This window comes from Lysobacter olei (genome assembly GCF_054777355.1).
Genome location: NZ_BAAHAT010000010.1, coordinates 97,017 through 116,871 on the forward strand (window position 1 = coordinate 97,017; position 19,855 = coordinate 116,871).

Sequence of the window (19,855 nt, forward strand, 5' to 3'; positions counted from 1 at the left end):
ATTCACCTGGCGCGAATGCGTACGTAACGCGACGGTGACCGAATGCGAATGTGTGCATTGCGATCCTGTGCGTGCGGCAACACAGCGCCGCATTCCCCCAGTAAGAAGAGGAATCACGTAATGAACAAGGACATCATCGCCGGCAAGTGGACGCAGCTGAAGGGCAAGGCCCAGGCCAAGTGGGGCGACCTGACCGATGACGTATTCGACGTTCGTGAGGGCAACTCCGAATACCTCGCTGGCAAGTTGCAGGAGCAGTACGGCTGGGATCGCGACCGCGCGCAGCGTGAGGTCCGTGACTTTGAGAAGTCGCTGCACTGATCGCCATCACGGGGCAGGTCGAGGCCGCGCACTGCCGTGACCCGAACGCCCACTGTTGAGGTTTGACACACGGGTCGGCAGCGCCGGCCCGTGTTTGTTGCCGGTGTATGGCGCCGGGCATGCGGCCTGCTGTGCACGGCCCCCTGTCCGTATCCGTTTGCTCAACGGGGAAACGGCGGGTCGGCGACAAAGCCCTCTGGAAACGCACTTGGCGCGCGCGGCGGCCAATGGCCATTCTGGGGCAGGATGCCGCGCGCCACCAGGTTGCGGTGTTCGTCATAGCGCACCTCGTGCACCTGCTGCGGGTGGCGCGAGGCGCGCACGAAATCGGTACGTGATACCGGTGACCATTCGCGTTCGCCATGGCCGGTGCCAATGCCCTGTGCCACGGCTTCGGCGCTGGCGGCATCGGCCTGCGCAGTCGCCGAAGGGACCTGCTTGCGTGCCGCGCCGGCCACCGGCGCGGGCGGGTACACCGGCCGCGGCAGCGGCACCGGCCGCGCTTCGGCAAACACCGCGATGCCAATCACACCGACGTTGTCCGGTCGCCCGGTGCGCGCGGCATAGCTGTCCGGCAGGTCGGTAAAGACGAACTGCGCCACGTCATCCAGCGACTTGCGCCAGCCATTGACCTCGGTGCTCTGCCAGGGCCCGAGCACGTAGCCGGCCTGCGATGGGTGGGCGGTCTGCCCCGTCACTGCGTTGACCCCGTCCACCGACAGCACCACCAGCACGCGTTCCCCGCTGGTGTTGGTCAGGCGCACGCTGTAGCGGTGGCCGGGCGTGCCGGCGATCCAGTCCTGACCGCGGTGGCGGACCGGGGCCAGCCAGTCGCCCTGGTCGCGATCGATGACGCTCAGTTCAACGCGCGGGCGGGCCGCGACAGGCAGGGCGCAGGCCGCGAGCAGGCTGGCGGCCAACAGCAGGGTGGAGCGCAACATGGGGATGTCTCCGCTTGGGGTGCAGGGTTGAACGCATGGGGGCGGCCGGCGGGGTTGGCCCGTGCCGGGTAAAATGCCGGCTCGTTCACCCCACGGTTGCCTTCTCGATGTCCCGTACCCGCGTCCTCACCGGCATCACCACCTCCGGCACCCCGCACCTGGGCAACTACGCCGGTGCGATCCGTCCGGCCGTGGCCGCCAGCCGCGCCGCCGACGTGGAGAGCTTCTACTTCCTCGCCGACTACCACGCGCTGATCAAGGTGCAGGACCCGGCGCGCGTGCAGCGTTCCACCCTTGAGATCGCCGCCACGTGGCTGGCGTGCGGGCTGGAACCGGACAAGGTGTGGTTCTACCGCCAGAGCGACATCCCCGAGACCACCGAACTGATGTGGCTGCTGACCTGCGTGGCCGGCAAGGGCATCCTCAACCGCGCGCATGCCTACAAGGCCGCGGTGGACAAGAACCGCGAAGCGGGCGAGGACGATGACGCGGCGGTGACTGCCGGTCTGTTCATGTACCCGGTGCTGATGGCGGCCGACATCCTGCTGTTCAACGCGAACAAGGTGCCGGTGGGCCGCGACCAGATCCAGCACATCGAGATGGCGCGCGACTTCGGCCAGCGTTTCAACCACCTGTACGGTGACGCGACGGGCCGCGAGTACTTCGTGCTGCCCGAGGCCCACATCGAGGAGCAGGTGGCGACGTTGCCCGGCCTGGACGGGCGCAAGATGAGCAAGAGCTACGACAACACCATCCCGCTGTTCGCCCCGCGCGAGCAGTTGCGCAAACTCATTGCCGGCATCGTCACCGACTCGCGCGCGCCGGGCGAGGCCAAGGAAGCCGACGGCTCGCACGTGTTCCAGCTGTACCAGGCGTTCTCCACCGAGGCCGAGGCCGCGGCGATGCGCCAGGCGTTTGCCGACGGCATCGGCTGGGGCGATGCGAAGCAGGCGCTGTTCGAGCGCATCGATGCCGAGATTGCGCCGCAGCGCGAGAAGTACGAGGCGCTGATGGCGCGCCCGGCCGACATCGAGGGCATCCTGCGCGACGGCGCGCAGCGCCTGCGCGCGCAGTACGCAACGCCGCTGATGGCGGAGCTGCGCGAGGCCGTGGGCCTGCGCAACCTCGCCAGCGTGCCGGTGGCCGCGGCCAAGACGGTCGAGAAAGCCGCATTGCCGGTGATCAAGCAATACCGCGAGGCGGACGGCCAGTTCTACTTCAAACTGGTCGATGGCGAGCGCGTATTGCTGCAGAGCACCGGGTTCGCCTCGCCGCGCGAGGCCGGCGAGCTGATCGGCGCGATGAAGGCCGGCACGCTCGCGGTGCACGCGATCGGCGAGCGCGCGTCGCTGGGCGATGGCGTGGCCGCCGATGAAGCGCAGGCGGCGCTGGATGCCATCGTGCAGGCGGCCAAGGACAAGGAAGCGGCCAAGGCCTGATGTAGCAGGTGGTGCCGCGGCGCTCGGCCGGTGCGCCCCTGCGGCCGGGCCAAGACCAAAGCCGCATCGTGGCTCAACGCCGCGCTGCCTAGACTGCGGGAACGACCAACAAAACGAGGCACGCATGGGCGCGACGCACGGCATCTTCACCATCGACACCGGTTTCCAGCGGCCACGCTTCGACGCCGCGTACCTGGTGGTGGAGCAGGGCCGCGCCGCGTTCATCGACTGCGGCACCAACCACAGCGTGCCGGCGATGCTGGCGGCACTCGCCGAGCAGGGGCTGGGCCCCGAGGCGGTGGACTGGCTGATCCTGACCCACGTGCACCTGGACCATGCCGGTGGCGCGGGCCTGCTGATGCAACACCTGCCCAACGCGTTGCTGGTGGTGCATCCGCGTGGAGCACCGCACATGATCGATCCCTCCCGCTTGGTCGCCGGTGCCACTGCGGTGTACGGCGAGGCGGAGATTGCGCGCAGTTACGGCGTGATCCAGGCGGTGCCCGCCGCGCGCGTGCGCGAGGCGGAGGACGGTGCGGTCATCGAGTTGGCCGGGCGCGCGCTGCGCTGCGTGGACACCCCGGGCCATGCGCGCCACCACTTCTGCGTGTGGGATGAACGCAGCTGCAGCTGGTTCACCGGCGACACGTTTGGCTTGTCCTATCGCGAGCTGGACGTGCAGGGACGCCCCTTCATCATTCCAACCACCTCGCCCGTGCAGTTCGAGCCGGAGCCGTTGAAGGCGTCAATCCGCACGCTGCTGTCCCAGCGACCGGAGGCCATGTATCTCACCCATTACGGTCGCGTCGAAGACGTCACGCGATTGGGCGATGACCTGCTGGAGCAGGTCGATGTGATGGTCGCGCTCGCGCATCGCGCGCATGATGCCGCGGGCGATGACGCCGGCCGCCACGTCAGCCTGGTCGATGCGTTGACCCGGTACTACGTGGCGCGCGCCGTGGCCCACGGGGTCGTCGATGCCGAATCCGTGGTGCCCGACGTGCTGGGCATGGACATCGAACTCAATGCCCAGGGCTTGGGCGTGTGGCTCGCGCGGCAGTCACCGGTGTCCGTCGCGACGACAGGTTGACCGGCGCAGCGTCCGCCGCGCCGCGTGCCATTGGCTTGCGTGGCGCACGGGTGCGTCGGTCAACCGACCCGGTCAGGCGCGAGCACGATGCCGCGAATCGGTGGCACTGACATGCCCCAGTAGCTGTTCCCGGCCCGCGGGTTTACGGCCAGTGGTTTGGCGGTTCGCGCCGCGAGTCTTCCCGCATGGGCACCACGCAGAAGCGCTGGCCCGTCGGCGCTTCCATCACCCACCAACGCTCACGCACGAAGGCGATCTTCTTCGCGCCGAGCGCTTCCAGTCGCGCGGCTTCGGCGTTGACGTCGTCCGCCTCGATGTCCAGATGCACGCGCGAGGGGTGCTCGACCTTCTGCACTTCCACGTGCAGACCGCCGGGGGCGTCGCCGAACTCGGCGTAGCGGCCGAGACCGCCCGAGTCGGGATCCGCCACATGCAGGCCCAGTGCCTGGCTCCAGAACGCGGCCGCGCCATCGAGGTCGTCGGTCTGGCAGTCGATGATGAAGCCGGCGAGGCGGCTGCGGTGGGCCATGGGCTTGTCCTCAGCGTTGCGGGCGCGCCATCGCCTGCGACCCGCGCAGGATCATGCGCACCATCTGGGTGAGCTGGTCGACCAGTTCCGCGTCGCGTTCGCGCGGCAGGTCCATCGCGGTGGTACCGATGGCGAACACCAGCCGGGTGATGGCCTTGGCCACCAGGGCGGGGTCCTGCAGCGGCAGGTCGTCGAGCGCCGCCAGCCGCACCAGGTCCGCCCGCAACTCCTCTTCGAAGAAGTCCAGCTGGCGGTCCACCGCCTGCTTGAACGCATCCGAGCCGACCGTGCCTTCGCGCAACAGGATGTGCAGCAGCTTGTCGTCGGCGCGCACCTGCTCGACGAACGCGCTGACCGAGCCGCGCACCACGCTGCGGCCACTGGTGGCGCGGCGGCGCGCCTTGCCCACGATTTCGCGCAGCGATTGGCCGGCCAGTTCGATCAGGGCGACGGCCAGTTCGTCGACGTCGCGGAAATGGCGGTAGAAGCTGTTGGGCGCGATGCCCGCTTCGCGCGCGACCTCGCGCAGGCTCAACGAGGAGACGCTGCGGTGCGGCCCGATCAGGCGCAGGGCGGCGGCAGTGAGGTCCTCGCGCGAGATGGTGGCCTTGCGCCCGGTATGGAAATCAGTGGCGACGTCGGAAGATGGGATCACGGGGCAGGCCGCTGGGCGTGGACGGCCATCATAGCCAAATGGTTAATATACACGTGTATATACATTTGTGTGTTCGCGTGTATAGTGGCGGGCCATGAGTGCTGTTCGTATCCCCCCCTCACGTCCCCGCGCTGGCCGTCTTCGACGATGGGCCCGCGCGTGGGTCTCGCCGGCCTTCATCGATTTCTGGGCGTCGCACCTAAACCCGGCGTGGTCGCTGGACCGGCCGCTGGCCCGCATCGTCGGCCGCCGCCAGGAGTCGCACGACGCGGTGACCCTGCTGCTGGCGCCCAACCGCCATTGGCGCGGCTTCGCCCCAGGCCAGCACCTGAGTCTGGGCGCCGAGGTCGAAGGCGTGTGCGTCAGCCGCAGCTACAGCCTGTCCGACGTGCCACGCGCCGACGGCCGGCTGTCGGTCACCGTGCGCCACGTCCCCGGCGGCAAGCTCAGCACCCACCTGTGCCACCACGCTCGCGTGGGCGACGTGCTCGAACTGGGCGCTGCGTTTGGCGAGATGACACTGCCGTCCGCACCGGCGACGCCGTTGCTGTTCCTCGCCGCGGGCAGTGGCATCACACCGTTGATGGCGCTGATCCGCGCCCAGGCCGCGCAGGGCATGCCCGCCCCATTGACGCTGGTGTACTCCGCGCGCACCCGTGCGGATCTGTGCTTTGTCGATGAGCTGCGCCGCCTGGCGACCGCCCATGCGGGGTTCACCGTGCACTTCGCACTGACCCGCGAAACCGCGTCCGCGAGCGACGAGTCCAGTGGCCGCATCGACGCGGCGCTGCTGGCCGCGCGCGTGCCCGCGCTGTCGTCGTGCAAGGTGTACGCGTGCGGGCCGGGCGAGTTCGTCGCGCATGCGCGCGCGCTGCTGGCCGCACAGGTCCACGATTTCCAGGCCGAGGCTTTCACCCCGCCGCCGCGCATGGTGGAGGAAGGCGGCCACGTGCAGGTCACGCTGGCCGCCAGCGGTCGCACCCTGGCGGTGCCGCGAGGCACGCCCTTGCTGGTGGCCCTGGAGGCCGAAGGGCTCAAGCCCGCGGCCGGCTGTCGCATGGGCATCTGCAACACGTGCGCCTGCGCCAAGCAGAGCGGCACCAGCCGCGACCTGTACACCGGCGAAGCCACCGCCGAACCCCTGTCCGCGCTGAAGCTCTGCGTCAGCAGTGCCGTCAGCGACCTTGTCATCGACCTTTGAGTTGCAACGCATGAGCCGTCATTCCCGCAGCCGCCCGCTGGGCGCCGCCGAACTGGAGCGCTTCGGCGCGGAACTGGATGCGCTGCGCACGCGCATCATCGCCTCGCTGGGCCAGCGCGATGCGCGCTACATCCGCCGCGTGGTCGCCGGCGTGCGCTACACCGGTCTGGCCGGTCGCGCCCTGCTGTTCCTCGGTGCGCTGGCATTCGCCCTGGATGCCTCCGCGTGGATGTGGGCGGCGTGGATCGGCGGCGTGCTGCTGCTGGCCCTGTCCAAGATCCTGGAGAACATGGAGCTGGGCCACAACGTGATGCACGGCCAGTACGACTGGATGCGCGACCCGCACCTCAACGGCCAGCGCTACGAGTGGGACATCGCCGGCACCAGTGACAACTGGCGCAAGTCGCACAACTTCCGCCACCACACCTACACCAACGTGCGTGGGCTGGACGAGGACATCGGCTACGGCATGCTGCGCATCTTCCCCGAGCAGCGCTGGCGGCCGATGTACTTGTTGCAGCCGCTGGGTGCGCTGGCGCTGGCACTGATGTTCCAGTGGGGCGTGGCGGTGCAGGAACTCAAGCTGGGCCGCTGGATGTTCGGGCGCACCACGACGCGCGCGATGTGGCGCAAGTTCCGTCCGGTGGGCCGCAAGTGGGTCAAGCAGCTGGGCAAGGACTACGTGCTGTTCCCGGCGCTGGCAGGGCCGTTCTTCCTGCCGGTTCTGCTGGGCAACCTGGTGGCCAACGGCCTGCGCAACCTGTGGACGTTCACGGTGATTTTCTGCGGCCACTTCACCACGCACGTGGAGACGTTTCCGCGCGACGTGGTGAAGGACGAATCCCGCGGGCACTGGTACCTGCGCCAGTTGCGTGGGTCGTCCAACCTCAGCGGCGGGCGCTGGCTCCACGTGCTGACCGGCAACCTGAGCCACCAGATCGAGCACCACTTCTTCCCTGACGTGCCGGCCAACCGCTACGGCGAGATGGCGGTGGAAGTGCGCCGCATCTGCGCGCGCTACGGCCAGCACTACAACACGGGTTCGATGTTCCGGCAGTTCAGTCAGGTGGTCTGGCGCATCCTGCGCCACGCGCTGCCGAGCAAGCCGCGGGCGCTGCAGGCGGCGACGGTGGCGGCAGGCTGAGGACGAGTGTGATCTGGCGATGACCCCTGCGGGTCATCGTCTGGATGCCTTACCCGCTCGGATGGTTGGCAACAAGCGCGGGCGCTGGTCACGACACCGGTCGAAACGTTTCTACTTGCCTCAAATGACTACGGGCGGCACCCATTCGGTGCCGCCCGTTTCGTTTTTTCAGATGTGCGCGTCTGTTTCGGCGCAGCGGTTGACACGGTTTACTGAGGCAGCGCCATGTCGTCTAGCAAGGCCTTGAGGAAGCGCGCGGCCTCGCCACCGGTGCAGGCGCGGTGGTCGAAGGTCAGCGAGATCGGCATGCGGCGGTGCACTTCGATGCCACCGATCACCGCGACCACATCGTGGCTGAGCTTGCCTGCGCCAACGATGGCCACGCACGGCGGCACCACCACCGGGGTGGCATAGCGGCCGGCAAACATGCCGAAGTTCGACAGCGAAATGGTATAGCCGCTCAGTTCGCTGGCCGGCAGGCTGCGCGCCTCGACCTGCCCGCGCAGGCGGTTAATGCCTTCGCGGATGCCGCGGGCATCCAGCATGTCGGCATTGCGCAGCGCCGGCACGAACAGGCCGTCGTCGGTGTCCACGGCGACGCCGACGTCGACGTGGGGATGCATGGTGCGGCTGAGGTTGTCACCGTCGAACCAGGCGTTGAGCGCCGGGACGATCTTGCAGGCAACCACAATCGCGCGCACCAGGCGTGCGGTGATGTCCTGCTTGCCCAGCCAGCCGTGCAGGTCGGCGTCGTCGCACAGGGTGGTGGGCACCACCTTGGCGTGGGCGTCGGCCATCACCCGCGCCATGTTGCGGCGGACGCCCTTGAGCTGCTCGGGCTGGCCGTTGGCGGCCACCCCGGGCGGCTGGGTGCGCATCGGCTTGCCGGACTGCGACAGGGGGCTGCGGGCGGCGGCCGTCGGCGCCGCTGCCGTCGGTTGCGACGGGGCGGCATAGGCAGCTGCCGGCGTGGTAGCGCCACCCGTGGGCGCGCGCAGCGCCGTGGCGTCGCCCGCGGCCGCACGCTTCACGTCATCCATGGTCACCACGCCGTCGGCGCCGCTGGCATTGACGCGGGCGATGTCCACGCCCAGCTTGCGCGCCATCGCACGCACCGCCGGCATGGCCTTGACCCCGCCGACAGCGACGGCCTGCTCGGTGCGCACCGCATCGGAGCTCTGCATCGCGCCGACCACCGTGCCAGCGTCCTCGCGCTTGGCGGGCGCGGCTTCGGTGCTGGCCGGGGTGGCCGCCGGCGCCGGTTCGGCCGCCGCGTGGCCACCGCCGTGGTGATGGCCGGTGTCCTGCCCTTCAGCGCGCTGCGGCATCGACGGGTCGATCTCGAACTCCGCCAGCATCGCGCCGGTCACGATCACGTCCCCCTGCTCGCCAGCCAGACGCAGCACCTTGCCGGATACCGGCGACGGCACGTCCACCACGGCCTTCGCGGTTTCCATCGACACCAGGTTGTCATCCAGGCGAACGACATCGCCTACCTTCACGTACCACTCGACGATCGTGGCGTCGGGCAGGCCCTCGCCCAGGTCGGGGAGCAGGAACGTCTTCTTCTCACTCATGCTGGATCCTCGTGGGACGCCGCGGCGTCCGCTGTCAGTTCTGTTTGGCCCACGCGCTGTGGCGGGACGGGCCGGACATGCCCGGTGCGGCTCAGCCGGCGGCCAGGGTGCGCTTGGCTGCGGTCACGATCCGTTCCACGCTCGGCAGGTACTTCATTTCCAGGCGGAACAACGGGATGTGGGTGTCGTAGCCGGTCACGCGTTCCACCGGCGCGACGAGGTCGTACATCGACTCCTCGGCCAGGCGTGCGGCGATCTCGGCGCCGAAACCGGCGGTCTTCGGCGCTTCGTGCACGATCACGCAGCGACCGGTGCGGCTGACCGACTCGGCGATGGTGTCGAAGTCCAGCGGGCGCAGCGTCGCCACGTCGATGACCTCGGCGCTGATGCCTTCGGTCGCCAGCTTGTCAGCAGCCTCCAGGCATTCCTTCACCTGCGCGCCCCACGTCACCAGCGTCACGTCGGTGCCGTCGCGCAGCACGTAGCACACGTCCAGCGGCAGCGCCTCGCCGTCGTCCGGCACGATTTCCTTGTACGCACGGTAGATGCGCTTGGGCTCGAAGTAGATCACCGGGTCTGGGTCGCGGATGGCGGCCAGCAGCAGGCCGTAGGCGCGCTGCGGCGACGACGGCATCACCACGCGCAGCCCCGGCACGTTGGTGAAGATCGCCTCGTTGGCCTCGCTGTGGTGCTCCGGTGCGCGGATACCGCCGCCCCACGGCACGCGCAGCACCATCGGGCAGCTCAGGCGGCCGCGGGTGCGGTAGCGCATGCGCGCGGCGTGGCAGACGATGTGGTCGACCATCGGATACATGAAGCCGTCGAACTGCGCCTCGGCCACCGGAAGCATGCCCTGCGTGGCCAGGCCGACGGTCAGGCCGGCGATGGTGGTTTCGTCCAGCGGCGTGTCGAGTACGCGGCTGCTGCCGAACTGCGCGTGCAGGCCGGCGGTGGCGCGGAACACGCCGCCGTTGACGCCCACGTCCTCGCCCAGCACCAGCACGCGGTCGTCGTTGCGCATCTCGTACGCAAGCGCCTGGGTGACGGCTTCGATCAGGGTGATGGCGGCGGGCGCCGGGGTGTCGGTATCGATCTTGGTCATGGTCTGGGCCTGGTTCACGCGCGTCCCTCCAGGGCGAGCGCCGCGGCGCGCTGCTTGCGCACGTCCTCGGGCATGTCGGCGTACAGGTAGTCGAACATCGCCTCCACCGGCTGCACCGGCGTGTTGAGGTACGCGTTGATCTCCTCGTCCACGCGCTTGCCGCATTCCTCGATCCACGCGGCCTCTTCGGCCTCGCTCCATGCGCCCTTGGCGGTGAGGTAGGTGCGCAGGCGGGTCATCGGGTCGCGGGTCCAGGCCGATTTGACCTCGGCCTCGTCGCGGTAGCGGCGGGCATCATCGGCGGTGGTGTGGTCGTGCAGGCGATAGGTCATGAACTCGATCACGCTGCCGCCTTCGCCGCTGCGCGCGCGTTCGCTGCCGCGGCGCATGCCTTCCAGCACCGCGATCAGGTCGTTGCCGTCCACCTGCAGGCAGTGCAGGCCGCCGGCCAGGCCTTTCTGCGCCAGCGTGGTGGCGCCGGTCTGCGCCGAGCGCGGCACCGAGATGGCCCAGCCGTTGTTGACCACGCACAGCACCAGCGGCAGCGAGTACGCGCCGGCCGAATTGACCGCGGCGTAGAAGTCGGTCTTGGACGAACCGCCGTCACCACACACCGCCACGGCCATGTGCTTCTCGCCGCGCAGCTTGAATTTCAGCGCGGCACCGGCCGAGTACAGCATTTGGGTGGAGATCGGCACGCACCACGGGTAGTCCTGCTTCGGCCCGGAGAAGTCGTTGCCGCGTTCGTCGCCGCCCCAGTACAGCAGCACCTCGCGCGGCTTCACCCCGCGCATGAACTGCGCGCCGTACTCGCGGTAGCTGGGGGCGAAGGTGTCGTCGGGCTGCATCGACGCACCGATGCCGACGTGGGTCGCCTCGTGGCCCAGGCAGGCAGCGTAGGTACCCAGCTTGCCGGTGCGCTGGAGGGCGATGGCCTTGGTGTCGAAGGTGCGCACGAACAGCATCTGCTTGAACAGCGGCAGCAGCGTCTGCGGGTCGGCCAGGTCGGCCGGCGGTTCGGCGACGAGGGTGCCATCGGGCCCCAGGTACTGCAGGTACTCGATCTCGTATCGCGCGGCGATCGTCATCGCGGGGACTTCCTCGGTTGGATCATCGATCCGCCATGATAGGCGGCCGGCCGTAAAGTGCCGTTGCGCGCTGCGGCATGACAAACGGCAAAAGGCACGGCAGGCACCGTGGTTTCCAGGACATTGGCCGTCCGTACGCCGCAGCAGGGAAGGGCGCGCGGGCGGGGTGGCAGGCCCGGGCCACCACGCTGCGTTACTCTGTCGCGCTACCTCGAGGCAATGCAGATGACCGTCGACAAGAACCAACGCGAGCTGGAAACCGGCATTCACACCGACCTCTCCGGGCGGATGACCTACGGCGGCTACCTGCACCTGGAACGCCTGTTGTCGGCGCAGGCACCGCTGTCCAATCCGCCGCACCACGACGAGATGCTCTTCATCATCCAGCACCAGACCTCGGAGCTGTGGATGAAGCTGATGATCCACGAGCTGCACGCGGCCATTGCGCACCTGGGGCGCGACGAGGTGTGGCAGTCCCGCAAGGTACTGGCGCGCTGCAAGCAGGTCATGCGCCAGCTCACCGAGCAATGGTCGGTGCTGGAGACGCTGACCCCGTCGGAATACATGGGCTTCCGCGCCATCCTCGGGCCATCGTCGGGCTTCCAGTCGCTGCAGTACCGCACCATCGAGTTCCTGATGGGCAACAAGAACGCGGACATGCTGAAGGTGTTCGCGCATGACGCCCAGCTGCAGTCAGGGCTTGCGGACGTGCTCAACGCGCCCAGCCTGTACGAACACTTCCTGCACTACCTGGCGCGATTCGGCCACGCCATCCCGGCGCATCACCTGCAGCGGGACTGGAGCCAGCCCCACGTCTCCGACCCCGCGCTGCGCCCGGTGTTCGAGCGGATCTACGAGGACACCGGCACCTTCTGGCGCGAATACTCGCTGTGCGAGGACCTGGTCGATCTGGAGAGCCAGTTCCAGTTGTGGCGCTTCCGCCACATGCGCACCGTGATGCGGATCATCGGCTTCAAGCGTGGCACCGGCGGGTCCAGCGGCGTGGGCTTCCTCAAGCAGGCGTTGGAGCTGACGTTCTTCCCCGAGCTGTTCGAGGTGCGGACTTCGATCGGGGCCGGGAACGGGTACGGGGATCCGGCAGTCTGAGGCGCGCGCGGCGCCGTCGCGACCGGGGCTTCTCGCACGACGGGAACCGGGTCGGCGCGCAGGGCAACGCGCGCTACCTGCATATGGTGCGCCGCAACAATGCGTCACCGGGTTTGACGTGGCCGTCCACAGCCGGTAAACCTCCCGGGTCCCGCGCCCGTCGCGCGGGGTGCATCTCTCTTTTATGAACCACACAGGGGACCCCGCATGAGCGGAGCCGCAGTACCTAGTCAGGGCAACGAAGCGCCCATTCCCGAGTTCCAGCAGATCATGGGGCATCCCAAGCCCCTGTGGATGCTGTTCATGTCGGAGTTCTGGGAGCGCTTCGCGTTCTACGGCATCCGCTGGGCACTCGTGCTGTACATCGTCGCGCAGTTCCACGGCGGCGACCCCTCCGGCCAGGCGCCGGCCAACCTGACCTACGGCTCGTACCTGGCGCTGGTGTACGCAGGCGCGATCTTCGGTGGCTACGTGGCCGACCGGGTCATCGGTTACCAGCGTTCGATCCTGCTTGGCGCGGTGTTCATGGCCGCGGGCTTGTTCATGATCTCGCTGCCCAACCAGCAGATCTTCAACCTGGGCCTGGCCACGATTGTCGTGGGCAACGGCCTGTTCAAGCCCAACATCTCCACGATGGTGGGCAAGCTCTACTCGACCGGTGACGAGCGCCGCGACTCGGGCTTCACCATCTTCTACATGGGCATCAACGCCGGCGCGTTCATCGCGCCGATCCTGACCCAGCTGCTGGCGCAGAAGGTGTTCGGCACCGACGCCATGCCGGCGTACAAGATCGTGTTCATCGCCTCGGCGATCGGCATGCTGGTCAGCCTGGTGTGGTTCTGGTTCGGTCGTCGCCAGTTGCAGGGCATCGGCCGTCCGCCGGAGGAAGCCCCGGGCAAGCACCGCGTGGCCTATGTCGCGCTGGGCGCGGTGGCCGCGATCCCGTTGGTGTACACGCTGCTGGCCATGGGTTCGGCCAAGCTGCAGGTGATCCTGACCGCGCTGTTCATCGGCCTAGCGGGCATGCTGCTGGTCGAAGGCTTCCGCAACGGTGCCGTGGCCCGCGACAAGGTCATCGCCATGCTGGTGATCTTCGCCTTCAACATCCTGTTCTGGATGTTCTTCGAGCAGGCCGGTAGCTCGTTCACCTTCCTCGCCGACCAGATCGTCGACCGCAACCTCAACGGCTGGGAATTCCCGACCGCGTGGTTCCAGTCGGTCAATTCGGTGGCGATCATCACCCTGGCCCCGGTCATCGCCTGGATCTGGGTGAAGTTGGGCAAGAGCAATCCGTCGATCCCGCGCAAGTTCGGCCTGGGCCTCATCTTCAACGGCCTGGCGTTCCTGCTGCTGATGTTCGCTCTGTCCAGCCTGCTGGACCCGGCCACCAACAAGATCCCGTTCTGGACCCTGTTCGCGGTGTACTGGATCCAGTCCATCGGTGAGCTGTGCCTGTCGCCGATCGGCCTGTCGATGGTCACCAAGCTGGCCCCGGTGCGCCTGGTCGGCCTGGGCATGGGCGGCTGGTTCCTGTCCACGGGCATCGGCAACAACCTGTCCGGCATCTTCGCCGGCCACGTCAGCGGCGAGGGTGGCATGACCACCGCCTCCGCGCTGGGCGGTTACACCTTCGGCTTCTGGGCCCTCGTGGGCGCAGGCGTGCTGCTGTTCCTGGTCGCGCCGCTGATCCAGCGCCTGATGCACGGCGTGAAGTAAGCACGGTTGCCGCCCGCCGAACGCGGGCGGCCTTCGGCGCCGGTCACCGGCGTCGGAAACGAGAACGGCGGCCTTCGGGTCGCCGTTTTCGTTTGTCCGTCACTCCTGTTTGGTGCGTGGGCACACGACTGGCGTGGGGTGCGGGGGGCATGCTTACCGGCTCCGAGGACAGAGCAGGATTGCGGACGCCTTGTCTGGCGAGTCGTGATCCGCTTGCCGCGCGGTCAACCCTTCAGCGTGTTGGCCGCCTCGACCTTCAACTCCAACTCGTCCAGCCGGTCGAGAACCCGGAAGAGCAGCGCGCGCTCCTCCTCCGTCATGTCCCCGAGCAACTGCCGCTCGAAGGCCAACGCCAGCGGGGCGATTTGATCATAGATGCGCATCCCCTCGGCCGACAGGCGGAGCACCGAGCGGCGGCGGTCGTCGTCGTGCATCTCGCGGGTGAGCCGGCCGGCCTCGATCAGCCGGGCCACCGCGCGACTCACGGCCACCTTGTCCATCGCCGAACGCTGCGCCACCTCGTTGGCCGACAGGTCCGGGTAACGCCCGAGGATGGCCATGACCCGCCACTCGGTGATGGTCAGCTGGAAGTGTTCGGAGTAGATCTCCGCTACCGACGTGCTGATCCGGTTGGACAGCACGGACAGCCGGTACGGCAGGAAGCGGTCCAGGTCGAGCTGGGTATGGGGCGCCATGGGGGTCGGTTGCCTTGATCTTGGTTTCAGATGAAACTATAAAGCCTCATCCCTCACGCCGACCCCTCCGGGCCGGCCGCGACAACGGAAGCATGCCATGAACGCCCAGCCCAACCTCGGAATGCAGGTCACCACCTTCGAGAATCCCCTCGGCATCAACGGCTTCGAATTCGTCGAGTTCGCCGCGCCGGCCGGGCAGGGCGAGTTGCTGCACGACTACTTCCGCCGCATGGGCTTCAGCGCCGTGCTGCGCCACAAGTCGCGCGCCATCACCGTGTACCGCCAGGGTGGCGTGAACTTCCTGGTGAACGAGGAGCCGGACAGCTTCGCCGCCGACTTCGCCGCCAAGCACGGCCCCAGCGCCTGCGGCTTCGCCATCCGCTTCCGCGAGCCGGCGGCCAAGGTGTTCGACACCGTGGTCAGCAACGGTGGCGAGGCGATCGCCGACAAGGCCGACAGCAAGGCGGTGGATGCGCCGGTGGTCAAGGGCATCGGCGACTGCATGCTGTACCTGGTCGACCGTTACGGCGACAACGGCAGCGTGTACGAGGACTACGTGGCGATCGAAGGCGCCGACCAGGACCCGAAGGGCTTCGGGCTGACCTTCATAGACCACCTGACCCACAACCTGTACTTCGGCAACATGCAGAAGTGGTCGGACTACTACGAGCGCCTGTTCAACTTCCGCGAGATCCGCTACTTCGACATCAAGGGTGCGAAGACCGGCCTGGTGTCGAAGGCGATGACTGCGCCCGACGGCATCGTGCGCATCCCGCTCAACGAGTCCAGCGACCCGAAGAGCCAGATCAACGAGTACCTGGACGCGTACAAGGGCGAAGGCATCCAGCACATCGCCTGCTTCACCGACAACATCTATGACACGGTCGAGGCGATGCGCGCGCAGGGCATCGAGTTCCTGGACACGCCGGATACCTACTTCGACGTGGTCGACCAGCGCATCCCGAACCACGGCGAGGACGTGCCGCGCCTGGCGAAGAACAAGATCCTGATCGACGCCGATCCGGAGACCAAGACCCGCAAGCTGCTGCAGATCTTCACCCAGAACGCGATCGGTCCGATCTTCTTCGAGATCATCCAGCGCAAGGGCAACGAGGGCTTCGGCGAAGGCAACTTCCAGGCGCTGTTCGAGTCGATCGAGCGCGACCAGATGAAGCGCGGCGTGATCTGATTCCTGCAACAGGGAAGCGCGGCGCGCGAACCCACCTACAGTGCCGGTCCGGGCAGGGCCGGCACCCACATCGACGGGTAATTGCCATGGCACTGAGCAGCAACGGCTACCAGCCGGGTTTCGGCAACGAGTTCGCGACCGAGGCGGTCGCCGGTACGCTGCCGGTGGGGCGCAATTCGCCGCAGCGCGTGGCGCACGGGCTGTACGCCGAGCAGGTGTCGGGCACCGCGTTCACCGCGCCGCGCCACAGCAACCGCCGCAGCTGGCTGTACCGCATTCGTCCGGCGGCGATGCACGGCGAGTTCAAGCCGTTCGAGCAGCCGCGCTTCCACAACGTGTTCGGCCACGGCCCGGTGACGCCGGACCAGTTGCGCTGGAACCCGCTACCGATGCCGGCGGCGCCGACCGATTTCGTCGACGGACTGTTCACCATGGCCGGCAACGGCGGGCCGGAGGCGCAGTCGGGCGTGGGCATCCACCTGTACGCCGCCAACCGCGACATGCAGGGCCGCTGGTTCTACGACGCCGACGGCGAGTTGCTGATCGTGCCGCAGCAGGGCCGCCTGCACATCGAAACCGAGATGGGCGTGCTGGACGTGGAGCCGCAGGAAATCGCGGTGATTCCGCGTGGCGTGCGCTTCAGCGTGTCGCTGCCCGACGCCGAGGCGCGTGGTTACGTGTGCGAGAACTTCGGCGCGATGCTGAAGCTGCCCGACCTGGGCCCGATCGGCAGCAACGGCTTGGCCAACCCGCGCGACTTCCAGATTCCGAATGCCGCCTTTGAGGACGTGGAAGGCGACTTCGAGCTCATCGCAAAGTTCCAGGGCCACCTGTGGCGCGCCTACATCGGCCATTCGCCGCTGGACGTGGTCGGCTGGCACGGCAACTACGCGCCGTGCAAGTACGACCTGCGCCGCTTCAACACCATCGGCTCGATCAGCTACGACCACCCGGATCCGTCGATCTTCCTCGTGCTGCATTCGCCCAGTGACAGCGAGGGCGTGAGCAACATGGACTTCGTGATCTTCCCACCGCGCATCCTCGCGATGCAGGACACGTTCCGCCCGCCGTGGTTCCACCGCAACATCGCCAGCGAGTTCATGGGCCTGGTGCACGGGGCGTACGACGCCAAGGCCGAAGGCTTCGTGCCGGGCGGCTGCTCGCTGCACAACAGCATGACCGGCCACGGACCGGATGCGGCCACGTTCGAGAAGGCGAGCAGCGCTGACCTCAGTCAGCCGGACTACATCAGCGGGACGATGGCCTTCATGTTCGAGACCCGTGCGGTGATCCGCCCGACAGCACAGGCGATCGAGGCATCGCATCGGCAGCGCGAATACCAAGCGTGCTGGTCGGGTCTGAAGAAGCACTTCCGCGCGCCGGCCTAACCGCGTCACGGGCCTCGGGGTCGGCCTTGGCGCTGGCTTCACCCCGCACTGCGACACTGGGCCACCCCAAGATGGAGTGGCCCATGCGAAGGATCATCCTGCTGTTGCTGGCCGCCACGGCGCTGGTCGCGTGCGCGGACGATCGCGCGACGGGCCGTGCTGGCACCGCTGACGCCCCGGCTGCCGCAAGTGCACCCCAAGAAGCGGCCCGCGAATCGACTGCGCCGCCGACAGGCGCAGCGGTTCCCGCGTCCCGCCCACCCGCGTCCAGTGCCCCAGCAGCGCCCGCCCCGTCGTCGGAGCCGGTCAGCAGTACCCCCACGCCCGACGGCGACCTGCACCTGGCACGCTTCAATGGCTATGGCGACATTCCGTTCGGTGCGCCCGTCGCGGACATGGCGCGGCTGTGGGGCGGCGAGCTCAAGACGCTAGGCAAGGAATTCAACGACCAGTGCTACTTCATGACCCCGACGTGGACGAAGCGGCCGGCGGACTTCAGCTTCATGATCAGCGAGGGGCGCTTCGTGCGGTTCTCCACCGAAAGCGACAACTTCGTGGCTCCGGGCGGGGTCCACGTGGGCCTGACCAAGGCCGAGGTGCTCCGCCTCTATCCCGGCCGCGTCGACGTGCAGCCACACAAGTACAGTGACGGCCAATACCTGCGGGTGAAGGATCCGGCCGGCGGCAAGGGCGTGCTGGTCATGGAAACGGATGGCAAGGGCGACGATGCCCGTGTCACCGAATGGCGCGTCGGCGTGCCGCCCGAAGTGGACTACGTCGAGGGCTGCGCCTGATTGCGGGCGACTTACGCCGCCGAGTAGCTGGTCTCGTCCACGCGCAGGGCGGCCGCCAGCCGTGGCGCAAGGTCTTCGGGCAACACTTCCTCCAGCCGTGCCGCGATGCGCGTGTAATACGACGGTGCGGCGACGGTACGCAGGTGGCGCAGGCTGTCGACCAGGTGGGGGAGGGTTTCCTCGCCGCTGCTGCTGGATTGGATAGCAACCTTGAGGGTGGCAGCCTCGACGCTGCGTTGCAGTTGCAGCATGTCCAGCATGTACATCTTGGCCGCGGCCAACGAGCGCCGCGGTCCCGTGTGCGGCGCAGGCGCAGGCGCAGGCGGAGGCGGAGGCGGCAGGGTCGCGACGCGTTCTGTCGGGGACGGCGGCATCACGGGCGCTTGTGCGGCGGGAGCCGGCGCGGCGACGACCGCCTCGATCGCAGCCTGTGCGCGCTCCTGCACCCGGCTGGCCAGGTCGCGCGATGCGCGCAGCAGCGTGTTCATGCCCTGTCCGGCCGCGGCCGTCATGCGGTCCGTCGTGCGCTCCTCCGCAGCGGCCTGCAGGTAGCCCTCGCGCAGCAACCGGTCAATCGGTGCCAGCGCCGTCGGCCCCAACATCGACACAATGTCGTTGAGACTGCGCTGGCCATTGCTGACGATCAGGATATGGCGTTCCTGTGCGCTCAGCGCAGCATCACGGCTCTGTATCGCAGTGCGCGCTTTTTCGGTCTTCGCCAGCAGCATCGTGCGGTCCTCCCCCTCGGGACGAGGGCACGATAGGGCGGCTGTGTGAATGCGTGATGACATGCGCATTCCGGTCCGTCGCCCAGCGCCGGCGGGCCGGCTGGGAGCGTCCCTACGCAACCTCCACCGAACCCGGCATAGAATCGGCCGTCAGATCAGGGGAGGATGAGCCATGCTCACTGCAGTCGGGATGTTCCTGTTGGGTCTGGTGCTGCTTGCACTGGGCGGTGATTCCATCGTCAAGGGCGCGTCCGGCCTGGCGCAGCGCCTGGGCCTATCGGCCTTCACCACCGGCCTGCTGCTGGTGGCCTTCGCCACCTCGTTGCCGGAGCTGGCCGTCAATGCGCATGCCGTGATCCGTGGCCAGCAATCCCTGGCGCTGGGCAATGCGGTGGGCAGCAACGTCGTCAACTTTGGCCTGACCCTGGGCGCGGCTGCGCTCGCCGCGCCGCTAGTGGTGCGCTGGCGCGCGCTGTCGCCGCTGCTGCTCGTGCTGCTGGTCGGCACGGTGGCGGTCATGGGCCTGGGCCTGGATGGCGTGCTGTCACGCATGGACGGCCTGCTGCTGCTGGCGGCCTTCATCGCGGTGGTGGCCTTCGCGTTGGCGCGTGGCCGCAACGAGGTCCCGGAGCTGCAGGCCGAGATTGAAGCCTTCGCGCGCACCCGGACCGACCTCGCATTGAACCTGGTCCGCTTCGCCATCGCAGCCGCGTTGCTCTACTACGGCTCTCGCCTGGTGGTGACGCACGCACCGGTGCTAGGGGCCGGCCTGGGCATGACCCCGTTGCTGACCGGCCTGTTGCCGGTGGCGATCGGTACGGCGCTGCCGGAAATGGCGGCCGCCCTCGCCGCCGCGCGCCGGGGGCAGGGCGACCTGGTGGCCGGTCACGTCATCGGTTCGAGCCTGTCCAACCTGCTGCTGGTGGTCGGCGGCATGGCGGCGTTCAACCCGCTGCCATTGCCCGCGTCGTTCGTGCGCTTCGAGCTGCCGGCGGCGTTGGTGTTCGCGCTGATGCTGGTGCCGGTTCTGCGTGGCGACCTGCGCGTGAGCAAGCGCGAAGGCGGCGTGTTGTTGGCGGCGCTACTGGCATGGGTGGCGTTCGAGCTGTTGATGATCCAGCGCTGAGCCCGATCAATCCACCGGAACGTGG

Annotated in this window: 19 protein-coding genes; 11 read left to right on the forward strand and 8 right to left on the reverse strand. The window is 68.1% G+C overall.

The window, feature by feature from the left end:
• Positions 1-120 precede the first annotated feature (120 nt).
• Positions 121-321: a CsbD family protein gene (locus ACYVBS_RS13940; RefSeq protein WP_460824342.1), complete on the forward strand. Its 201-nt coding sequence runs from the start codon at positions 121-123 to the stop codon at positions 319-321.
• Positions 322-482: 161 nt separating this feature from the next.
• Here the strand turns inward: ACYVBS_RS13940 and ACYVBS_RS13945 are convergent, their stop codons facing one another.
• Positions 483-1,262, reverse strand: coding sequence for a hypothetical protein (locus tag ACYVBS_RS13945; protein ID WP_460824343.1), 780 nt, complete (start codon positions 1,260-1,262; stop codon positions 483-485).
• A 107-nt stretch (positions 1,263-1,369) separates the two neighbouring features.
• On the opposite strand from ACYVBS_RS13945, the gene ACYVBS_RS13950 reads away from it, so the two are divergent.
• On the forward strand, positions 1,370-2,701 hold the full coding sequence (locus tag ACYVBS_RS13950) for a tryptophan--tRNA ligase (protein WP_460824344.1): 1,332 nt from the start codon (positions 1,370-1,372) through the stop codon (positions 2,699-2,701).
• A 124-nt stretch (positions 2,702-2,825) separates the two neighbouring features.
• Positions 2,826-3,791 carry an MBL fold metallo-hydrolase gene (locus ACYVBS_RS13955; protein ID WP_460824346.1) on the forward strand — a complete coding sequence of 322 codons (966 nt, stop codon included), beginning with the start codon at positions 2,826-2,828 and terminating at the stop codon, positions 3,789-3,791.
• A gap of 142 nt (positions 3,792-3,933) precedes the next feature.
• Here ACYVBS_RS13955 and ACYVBS_RS13960 read toward each other — a convergent pair whose 3' ends face one another.
• Both ACYVBS_RS13960 and fabR read right to left on the reverse strand, forming a co-directional pair.
• A complete protein-coding gene (locus ACYVBS_RS13960; RefSeq protein WP_460824347.1) occupies positions 3,934-4,320 on the reverse strand; it encodes a VOC family protein in 387 nt (128 codons plus the stop codon).
• Positions 4,321-4,330: 10 nt separating this feature from the next.
• Positions 4,331-4,975, reverse strand: coding sequence for an HTH-type transcriptional repressor FabR (fabR, locus tag ACYVBS_RS13965; RefSeq protein WP_460824348.1), 645 nt, complete (start codon positions 4,973-4,975; stop codon positions 4,331-4,333).
• A gap of 94 nt (positions 4,976-5,069) precedes the next feature.
• On the opposite strand from fabR, the gene ACYVBS_RS13970 reads away from it, so the two are divergent.
• Together ACYVBS_RS13970 and ACYVBS_RS13975 are read left to right on the forward strand one after the other, a co-directional pair.
• Positions 5,070-6,176, forward strand: coding sequence for a ferredoxin reductase (locus ACYVBS_RS13970; RefSeq protein WP_460824349.1), 1,107 nt, complete (start codon positions 5,070-5,072; stop codon positions 6,174-6,176).
• Between the two features lie 10 nt (positions 6,177-6,186).
• Positions 6,187-7,320 (forward strand): fatty acid desaturase family protein, encoded by a 1,134-nt coding sequence (locus ACYVBS_RS13975; protein WP_460824350.1) that lies wholly within the window; start codon positions 6,187-6,189, stop codon positions 7,318-7,320.
• A gap of 209 nt (positions 7,321-7,529) precedes the next feature.
• On the opposite strand, the gene ACYVBS_RS13980 is transcribed toward ACYVBS_RS13975, so the two are convergent.
• The 3 genes from ACYVBS_RS13980 to pdhA form a co-directional block, all read right to left on the reverse strand.
• Positions 7,530-8,897, reverse strand: a complete 1,368-nt coding sequence (locus ACYVBS_RS13980; RefSeq protein ID WP_460824351.1) for a dihydrolipoamide acetyltransferase family protein — start codon at positions 8,895-8,897, stop codon at positions 7,530-7,532.
• 91 nt (positions 8,898-8,988) lie between these two features.
• On the reverse strand, positions 8,989-9,999 hold the full coding sequence (locus ACYVBS_RS13985; protein WP_460824378.1) for an alpha-ketoacid dehydrogenase subunit beta: 1,011 nt from the start codon (positions 9,997-9,999) through the stop codon (positions 8,989-8,991).
• Between the two features lie 14 nt (positions 10,000-10,013).
• Positions 10,014-11,087: a pyruvate dehydrogenase (acetyl-transferring) E1 component subunit alpha gene (gene pdhA / locus ACYVBS_RS13990; protein ID WP_460824352.1), complete on the reverse strand. Its 1,074-nt coding sequence runs from the start codon at positions 11,085-11,087 to the stop codon at positions 10,014-10,016.
• 225 nt (positions 11,088-11,312) lie between these two features.
• Here pdhA and ACYVBS_RS13995 point away from each other — a divergent pair, with 225 nt between their 5' ends.
• Positions 11,313-12,194 carry a tryptophan 2,3-dioxygenase gene (locus ACYVBS_RS13995; protein WP_460824353.1) on the forward strand — a complete coding sequence of 294 codons (882 nt, stop codon included), beginning with the start codon at positions 11,313-11,315 and terminating at the stop codon, positions 12,192-12,194.
• 207 nt (positions 12,195-12,401) lie between these two features.
• Positions 12,402-13,910, forward strand: coding sequence for a peptide MFS transporter (locus ACYVBS_RS14000; RefSeq protein WP_460824354.1), 1,509 nt, complete (start codon positions 12,402-12,404; stop codon positions 13,908-13,910).
• Between the two features lie 224 nt (positions 13,911-14,134).
• Here the strand turns inward: ACYVBS_RS14000 and ACYVBS_RS14005 are convergent, their stop codons facing one another.
• Positions 14,135-14,605: a MarR family winged helix-turn-helix transcriptional regulator gene (locus tag ACYVBS_RS14005; RefSeq protein ID WP_460824355.1), complete on the reverse strand. Its 471-nt coding sequence runs from the start codon at positions 14,603-14,605 to the stop codon at positions 14,135-14,137.
• A gap of 97 nt (positions 14,606-14,702) precedes the next feature.
• On the opposite strand from ACYVBS_RS14005, the gene hppD reads away from it, so the two are divergent.
• The 3 genes from hppD (at position 14,703) to ACYVBS_RS14020 (ending at position 17,976) form a co-directional block, all read left to right on the forward strand.
• On the forward strand, positions 14,703-15,794 hold the full coding sequence (gene hppD / locus ACYVBS_RS14010; protein WP_460824356.1) for a 4-hydroxyphenylpyruvate dioxygenase: 1,092 nt from the start codon (positions 14,703-14,705) through the stop codon (positions 15,792-15,794).
• Between the two features lie 86 nt (positions 15,795-15,880).
• A complete protein-coding gene (hmgA, locus tag ACYVBS_RS14015) occupies positions 15,881-17,182 on the forward strand; it encodes a homogentisate 1,2-dioxygenase (protein WP_460824357.1) in 1,302 nt (433 codons plus the stop codon).
• Positions 17,183-17,265: 83 nt separating this feature from the next.
• Positions 17,266-17,976 carry a lectin gene (locus tag ACYVBS_RS14020; protein WP_460824359.1) on the forward strand — a complete coding sequence of 237 codons (711 nt, stop codon included), beginning with the start codon at positions 17,266-17,268 and terminating at the stop codon, positions 17,974-17,976.
• Between the two features lie 11 nt (positions 17,977-17,987).
• Here ACYVBS_RS14020 and ACYVBS_RS14025 read toward each other — a convergent pair whose 3' ends face one another.
• Positions 17,988-18,704 carry a hypothetical protein gene (locus ACYVBS_RS14025; RefSeq protein ID WP_460824361.1) on the reverse strand — a complete coding sequence of 239 codons (717 nt, stop codon included), beginning with the start codon at positions 18,702-18,704 and terminating at the stop codon, positions 17,988-17,990.
• A gap of 172 nt (positions 18,705-18,876) precedes the next feature.
• Between ACYVBS_RS14025 and ACYVBS_RS14030 the strand changes: the two genes are divergently transcribed.
• Positions 18,877-19,830, forward strand: coding sequence for a sodium:calcium antiporter (locus tag ACYVBS_RS14030; RefSeq protein WP_460824363.1), 954 nt, complete (start codon positions 18,877-18,879; stop codon positions 19,828-19,830).
• Positions 19,831-19,855: the final 25 nt, after the last annotated feature.

Bases quoted from the DNA above. Each gene is read 5' to 3' on its own strand.
- ACYVBS_RS13955 (WP_460824346.1), top strand. From the start codon at position 2,826: ATGGGCGCGACGCACGGCATCTTCACCATCGACACCGGTTTCCAGCGG.
- ACYVBS_RS13940 (WP_460824342.1), top strand. From the start codon at position 121: ATGAACAAGGACATCATCGCCGGCAAGTGGACGCAGCTGAAGGGCAAG.
- ACYVBS_RS13945 (WP_460824343.1), bottom strand. From the start codon at position 1,262: ATGTTGCGCTCCACCCTGCTGTTGGCCGCCAGCCTGCTCGCGGCCTGC.
- ACYVBS_RS14020 (WP_460824359.1), top strand. From the start codon at position 17,266: ATGCGAAGGATCATCCTGCTGTTGCTGGCCGCCACGGCGCTGGTCGCG.
- ACYVBS_RS13985 (WP_460824378.1), bottom strand. From the start codon at position 9,999: ATGACCAAGATCGATACCGACACCCCGGCGCCCGCCGCCATCACCCTG.
- ACYVBS_RS14000 (WP_460824354.1), top strand. From the start codon at position 12,402: ATGAGCGGAGCCGCAGTACCTAGTCAGGGCAACGAAGCGCCCATTCCC.
- ACYVBS_RS13970 (WP_460824349.1), top strand. From the start codon at position 5,070: ATGAGTGCTGTTCGTATCCCCCCCTCACGTCCCCGCGCTGGCCGTCTT.
- ACYVBS_RS13950 (WP_460824344.1), top strand. From the start codon at position 1,370: ATGTCCCGTACCCGCGTCCTCACCGGCATCACCACCTCCGGCACCCCG.
- ACYVBS_RS13960 (WP_460824347.1), bottom strand. From the start codon at position 4,320: ATGGCCCACCGCAGCCGCCTCGCCGGCTTCATCATCGACTGCCAGACC.
- ACYVBS_RS13995 (WP_460824353.1), top strand. From the start codon at position 11,313: ATGACCGTCGACAAGAACCAACGCGAGCTGGAAACCGGCATTCACACC.
- ACYVBS_RS14030 (WP_460824363.1), top strand. From the start codon at position 18,877: ATGCTCACTGCAGTCGGGATGTTCCTGTTGGGTCTGGTGCTGCTTGCA.
- pdhA (WP_460824352.1), bottom strand. From the start codon at position 11,087: ATGACGATCGCCGCGCGATACGAGATCGAGTACCTGCAGTACCTGGGG.
- ACYVBS_RS13975 (WP_460824350.1), top strand. From the start codon at position 6,187: ATGAGCCGTCATTCCCGCAGCCGCCCGCTGGGCGCCGCCGAACTGGAG.
- hmgA (WP_460824357.1), top strand. From the start codon at position 15,881: ATGGCACTGAGCAGCAACGGCTACCAGCCGGGTTTCGGCAACGAGTTC.
- ACYVBS_RS13980 (WP_460824351.1), bottom strand. From the start codon at position 8,897: ATGAGTGAGAAGAAGACGTTCCTGCTCCCCGACCTGGGCGAGGGCCTG.
- ACYVBS_RS14005 (WP_460824355.1), bottom strand. From the start codon at position 14,605: ATGGCGCCCCATACCCAGCTCGACCTGGACCGCTTCCTGCCGTACCGG.
- hppD (WP_460824356.1), top strand. From the start codon at position 14,703: ATGAACGCCCAGCCCAACCTCGGAATGCAGGTCACCACCTTCGAGAAT.
- ACYVBS_RS14025 (WP_460824361.1), bottom strand. From the start codon at position 18,704: ATGCTGCTGGCGAAGACCGAAAAAGCGCGCACTGCGATACAGAGCCGT.